This window comes from Cohnella yongneupensis (assembly GCF_042655785.1).
Taxonomy (GTDB): domain Bacteria; phylum Bacillota; class Bacilli; order Paenibacillales; family Paenibacillaceae; genus Cohnella; species Cohnella yongneupensis.
On sequence record NZ_JBHSNC010000038.1, the window covers coordinates 128,431 to 134,688 of the forward strand.

Annotated in this window: 6 protein-coding genes; 5 read left to right on the plus strand and 1 reads right to left on the minus strand. The window is 51.3% G+C overall.

Annotation, left to right across the window (positions count from 1 at the left end):
* Window positions 1-19: 19 nt before the first annotated feature.
* Window positions 20-259: a hypothetical protein gene (locus ACFPQ4_RS12745; RefSeq protein WP_378112237.1), complete on the minus strand. Its 240-nt coding sequence runs from the start codon at window positions 257-259 to the stop codon at window positions 20-22.
* An 80-nt stretch (window positions 260-339) separates the two neighbouring features.
* Between ACFPQ4_RS12745 and ACFPQ4_RS12750 the strand changes: the two genes are divergently transcribed.
* The 5 genes from ACFPQ4_RS12750 (at window position 340) to ACFPQ4_RS12770 (ending at window position 6,161) form a co-directional block, all read left to right on the plus strand.
* Window positions 340-468 (plus strand): hypothetical protein, encoded by a 129-nt coding sequence (locus ACFPQ4_RS12750; protein ID WP_378112238.1) that lies wholly within the window; start codon window positions 340-342, stop codon window positions 466-468.
* A gap of 140 nt (window positions 469-608) precedes the next feature.
* On the plus strand, window positions 609-782 hold the full coding sequence (locus ACFPQ4_RS12755) for a hypothetical protein (protein WP_378112239.1): 174 nt from the start codon (window positions 609-611) through the stop codon (window positions 780-782).
* Entirely contained in the window at window positions 782-1,321 is a 540-nt protein-coding gene (locus tag ACFPQ4_RS12760; protein WP_378112240.1) for a hypothetical protein, read from the plus strand. Before ACFPQ4_RS12755 ends, ACFPQ4_RS12760 begins: the two co-directional genes overlap by 1 nt.
* 318 nt (window positions 1,322-1,639) lie before the next feature.
* Window positions 1,640-5,524, plus strand: coding sequence for a discoidin domain-containing protein (locus ACFPQ4_RS12765; protein WP_378112242.1), 3,885 nt, complete (start codon window positions 1,640-1,642; stop codon window positions 5,522-5,524).
* 109 nt (window positions 5,525-5,633) lie between these two features.
* The gene (locus ACFPQ4_RS12770; protein ID WP_378112243.1) at window positions 5,634-6,161 is read left to right on the plus strand and encodes a zinc ribbon domain-containing protein; all 528 of its coding nucleotides are present in this window, start codon (window positions 5,634-5,636) and stop codon (window positions 6,159-6,161) included.
* Window positions 6,162-6,258: the final 97 nt, after the last annotated feature.

The window sequence follows — 6,258 nt, forward strand, 5'->3', positions numbered from 1 at the left end:
TTCGCATTCGTAAAAGCCGTTAGCTCATCATTGATTTAAAACGGTCCTTCTGGCGTGATACTTGTTGAGTAAGCAAGAGGTAAGCGTCTTCCCGAGCGAACGAAGCAAGCATCAAGCGAGCCAGCCTCTCGACCCGCTCGAGCGGACTTCCCGGTCCCGTCAGCATTTGTTTAACTAGCTCGAGCGTTGGCCCTAACGGCTCAAGCACCGCGGCACGGTACAGCTCCTCTTTGGTATTAAAGTAGAACGGCGACGCCATTCTCCGTATTCGCGACCCCGTATTCGGCCCCCGGCGTTAGTCTCGATACGTCGGACGACAATCTTAACGATATCCGCAAAATGCTAGACGAAGCGAGCATCAGAGACATCGGCTATGAGACGACGGTCCAGAAGATTATCGACGAGGAGACCAAAGCGTTCTTTGCGGATCAGAAAATCCTTGCGATTTTCCTAACCTATGTCCTGTAAATCGGGTAACACTAATAAACTTCAAAACCCTACGCATGAAGGATTGTTCAGGCGTAGGGTTTTTACTTTTCCGATCAACGTATAGAATAAACAATAAACAGCGCCAATAGTATAGCCTAATATTAGGAGGGAGCAAGGTTATGGTCGCAATTCTTATTCTTTTATGGATCCTCTCCATCATTGGGCTGTTCTGGGTATGGAGCGACGCTTCCGAGAAGCGCGGAGCAAACATCGGTTGCCTATGGGCGCTAATTGTATTGCTTCTTGGACCCATCGGGTTTATTGCCTATTTAGTCGTCAGGAATTCGGATTAATGAAGCGGGGGAGTAAAGTTGCCCTATTAGTCCTGTTAATAGCCGTAGTGCTGGTGGCTGTCAGTCCTTATCTGCGTAAAGGCGAGGATAACTATTTACTGTCGATCATTCGAAAATACGAACCGAATGTCGAATTCGATCCTGAGGTTCATTATCAAAACGATGTAGATGGATTATCGGTCGTCATGATAAAGGGAAACAGCGATGTTGGATTAAAACCTTTCTTGTTTTTGCTTAACGAGAAACGCATACTTCATGAGTTAAAATTCGATTCATATTATTTAGGTGAGGATCTTCCTCCCATCGATTGGTTTCAATCTTCTAATGGAGAGCCAAGATACTCCTTAACCGGCGGGATATATGATCCTAACCGCATTGATGAAGTCACAATCGAGGGTGTAACAAAGGATCAAATTTACGAATTTAAAGCTTTCAACGGCTACGTCTTTTTTTACTCGTTAGTGCCCGTAACCATGCCGTACCGGATTACGGGTTATAAGTCCGGAGTAGTCAAGTACAGAAATTATCCTGCAGAGTAAGGTGTAAGCTCGTGCTGACGGTGGAATGCCGTACGCTCGGGCTTTTTTGCTGCGCAAAAACCGGTACGTATTAGAAACGCATACGTTTCCCGTAAGATTACATCTTATTTCCAGTAGCGCACCGTCACTATAATGAGGATGTACACCAAAAAAAGGAGGGTTGATGGTTTTAATCAAACGACTAGAGAAGGAAGGTGAACGGGACACGCTTATAGGCCAGTCATCTTGATGAGACGCAAAGGTTTGAAACCGCTTACAATAGCCGTTCAAACATCATCGATCTTACAAGAAAACAACCCATATCGAGGAGGCATATTAATGCGCTCAAAGCTTATCGCATGGTCGCTAGTTGTTGCCATGCTGATCTCAAGCTTCTATTTGTCCGTCGGACCACTCAATCCGGTTAATGCGGCTGGAGGACCGAATCTAACGCTCGGCAAACCGATTACAGCTAGCGGTCAATCCCAGACCTATGCTCCGGACAACGTCAAGGACAGCAACCAAAGCACGTATTGGGAAAGCACGAACAACGCGTTCCCGCAATGGATTCAAGTCGATCTGGGTGCGAGTACGTCCATCGACCAAATCGTGCTGAAGCTGCCGGCCGGATGGGGAACGCGGACTCAGACGCTTGCCGTGCAAGGCAGTACGAACGGCACGACGTTCACCAACATTGTCGGCTCCGCGGGATACGTGTTCAACCCTGCGGTCGCGAATAACTCGGTAACGATTAACTTTACCGCGACGAGCACAAGGTACGTTCGACTGAACGTAACGGCCAACACGGGATGGCCGGCAGCCCAACTGTCCGAATTCGAAATTTACGGCACTAGCACGTCGCAACCGTCCGGGACTTACCAAGCGGAATCCGCGGCATTAACCGGCGGAGCCAAAGTGAACACGGATCATACGGGCTTCTCCGGTTCCGGCTTCGTCGACGGTTATTGGACGCAAGGCGCAACGACGACTTTCACGGTGAACGTGACGGCAGCGGGCGCCTATGACACCACTTTGAAATACGGCAACGCTTCCGGCAGCGCGAAGACGGTAAGCATTTACGTTAACGGCACGAAAATCCGCCAAACGACGCTTCCGAATTTAGCGAACTGGGATACGTGGGGCAACAAGGTAGAATCGCTTAATCTGAATGCCGGGAACAACACGATCGTCTACAAATACGACGCAGGAGATAGCGCAAATGTAAACCTTGACCAAATCTCGATAGCAGCGACGGTAACACCAACACCTACTCCAACGCCTACTCCAACGCCTACACCAACGCCTACACCAACGCCTACACCAACGCCTACACCAACGCCTACACCAACGCCTACACCAACGCCTACTCCAACGCCTACACCAACGCCTACACCAACGCCTACTCCACAGCCTGGCGGCAACATCGCTATCGGTAAATCGATTTCCGCTTCCTCCAACACGCAAAACTTCGTGGCAACGAACGCCAACGACAACGACACGAACACCTACTGGGAAGGCGGCGGCAATCCTAGCCAACTGACGATCGATCTCGGCGCGAATTACAACGTTACGTCCATCGTGCTAAAGCTAAATCCTGCCACGATCTGGGGCACGCGCACGCAAACGATTCAAGTGCTAGGCCATGACCAGAATACGACGACGTTCGGTAATTTGGTGACGGCGCAAACGTATACGTTTAATCCGGCCACCGGCAACTCGGTGACGATTCCGGTTACGGCAACAGTCAAACGGCTGCAATTGAACATTACGACGAACTCCGGCGCGCCTGCCGGACAAATCGCGGAGTTCCAAGTGTTCGGCACGGCTGCTCCGAACCCGGATCTTACGGTTACGGGCATGTCTTGGACACCGGCTTCTCCCGTCGAGTCTAACGCGATTACACTGAACGCAACCGTCACGAACAGCGGAACCGCAGGCTCATCGCCGACAACCGTTAACTTCTACTTGAACAACCAACTGGCCGGCTTCGCGCAAGTCGGTGCATTGGCAGCAGGCGCATCGACTACGGTGTCGCTCAATGCCGGAACAAAAGACGCCGGAACCTACTCGGTTGGCGCCAAAGTAGACGAGAGCAACGCGATCATCGAGCTTAACGATGCCAATAACAGCTTCACGAATGCAGCTTCGCTCGTCGTAACGCCTGTCCAGAGCTCCGACTTGGTTGGGACGACGACATGGTCGCCTAGCACGCCGGTTGCCGGAAATGCGATATCCTTCGCCGTTAGTCTTAAAAACCAAGGCACGGTAGCATCCGCCGCCGGTGCTCACGGGATAACCGTAACGGTTAAGAACTCCGGCGGTACGACGCTTCAGACGTTGACAGGTTCCTATAGCGGCGCGCTCGCCGCCGGTCAAACCGTCAACGTCAATATCTCCGGCTCTTGGACGGCGGTTAACGGCAGCTATACGGTCACGACTGCCATTGCGGTAGACGCCAACGAAGTCGCCGCTAAGCAAGGCAATAACACGAGCGTTTCGAACCTTACCGTCTATGCCCTGCGCGGCGCAAGCGTGCCTTATAGTAGGTACGATACGCAAGACGGTACGTTAGGCGGCGGTGCGACGCTGCAGTCCGCGCCTACGTTCAATCAAGCGCTGACGGCTTCCGAAGCGTCCGGTCAACGCTATGCGGCGCTTCCATCTAACGGATCCAATATTCAATGGACCGTAAGATCGGGGCAGGGCGGCGCGGGCGTCACGATGAGATTCACGATGCCGGACTCGGCGAACGGCATGGGCCTCAACGGTTCGCTAGACGTCTATGTCAACAACGTGAAAGTGAAAACCGTATCGCTCACATCCTATTACAGCTGGCAGTACTTCTCGGGCGATATGCCTGCGGATACGCCAAGCGGCGGACGTCCTTTGTTCCGCTTCGATGAAGTCCATTGGAAACTCGATACTCCGCTGCAACCAGGCGACACGATCCGTATTCAGAAAGGCTCCGACAGCATAGAATACGGCGTCGACTTCCTAGAGATCGAGCCGGTACCGACTGCCATCCCTAAACCGGCGAACGCGGTGTCCGTTACGGATTACGGCGCGGTCGCAAACGACGGACAGGACGATCTTGCAGCGTTCAATTCCGCGGTAACCGCTGCGGTTGCAGGCGGCAAGACGCTGTACATTCCGGAAGGCACGTTCCACCTCGGCAACATGTGGCAGATCGGTTCGGTAGCGAACATGATCAATAACCTCACGGTTACGGGCGCCGGCTTCTGGTATACGAATATCCAATTTACGAATGCCAACGCGTCGGGCGGAGGTATTTCGCTCCGGATTTCCGGCAAGCTTGATTTCAGCAATATCTACATGAACTCGAATTTGCGCTCGCGTTATGGCCAGAACGCGATATACAAAGGCTTCATGGACGACTTCGGCGTCAATTCCGTCATCCATGACGTCTGGGTAGAGCACTTCGAATGCGGCATGTGGGTAGGGGACTATGCGCATACGCCGGCCATCGCGGCGACAGGGCTTCTCGTAGAAAACAGCCGGATTCGCAATAATCTTGCCGACGGTATCAACTTCGCCCAAGGCACGAGCAACTCGACGGTCCGCAACTCCAACTTGCGCAATAACGGGGACGATGCGCTCGCCGTTTGGCCGGACAGCACGAACGCCGCTCCGATGGGCGTGAACGATACGTTCTCGTACAACACGATCGAGAATAACTGGCGTGCGGGCGGTATCGCGTTCTTCGGCGGCAGCGGCCACAAAGCGGACCATAACTACATCATCGACACCGTAGGCGGCTCCGGCATCCGTATGAATACCGTGTTCCCGGGCTATCATTTCGAGAACAATACCGGCATTACGTTCTCCGACAATACGATCGTCAATTCCGGAACGAGCCAAGATCTATATAACGGCGAACGCGGCGCAATCGATTTGGAAGCATCGAACAGTTCCATCAAGAACGTGACGTTTACGAACATCGATATCATCAATACCCAACGCGACGCCATTCAGTTCGGATATGGAGGCGGATTCCAAAATATCGTGTTCAATAACATCACCATCAACGGCACGGGACTTGACGGAGTAACGACTTCACGGTTCTCCGGTCCGCATACGGGGGCTGCGATTTATTCGTATACAGGTAACGGAGCCGCGACGTTTAACGGTCTGACGACCAGCAATATCGCCTATCCAAGCCTGTATTACATCCAATCCGGGTTTAATCTGACGATTAACCCATAAGCCATCGCTATTCAGAGGGGAGGAGCTCTTCGGAGCTTCTCTTTTTTTGCGTTTGTGATACTATAGTTAAATAGTTACAAGTCTACTTAAATATCGGAGGGCAAATTCATTGGCGGTTAACTTTTGCACGAATTGCGGTACTAAACTTGAACTTTCTGAGAGCTTTTGCGGGGAGTGCGGGACCCAAATAACGCGAGAACCGACAGTAACCGCTGAATTCGTACCAACCGTTCCGCGAAAAATCAACTATAAAGCTTTAGCGGTTATTGTAATCGTTATTATTGCCGCGGTATTCATTTACAAATATCTGCATCCTTCGATCGCGGATAGAGCGATTAAAGCAGCTAAGAACGAACTGATTAAACAAGGCAACGAGGATTCGGAAGGCGAAATTTCGGGGTACAAGTTCTCCGAGATCGAAACGAAATTAATCCAGAGGGAAGATCGCGGATTAGAACAAGAGGGTCGCATAAGGGTCAGCGGCAAATTTAGCTACGTTTACGAGGATAAGAGGAACTATAAGTTTTTTGGAACGACGGTAAGTTATTATAAAGGGGAATTCGATCCGTCGACTTTTTCGTTCGAGACGGATTACGAAAGTTATGAGAAAGACAAGGATTACGATCAAGACGAATAGCGAATCCCTAATAACAAAAGCCTTCATCGGTATCCTGGTCAAGACCCCATTTAGTGGACAGATAAAAAAGCCTAGGCTACAAGCTGGCGTCGGTATT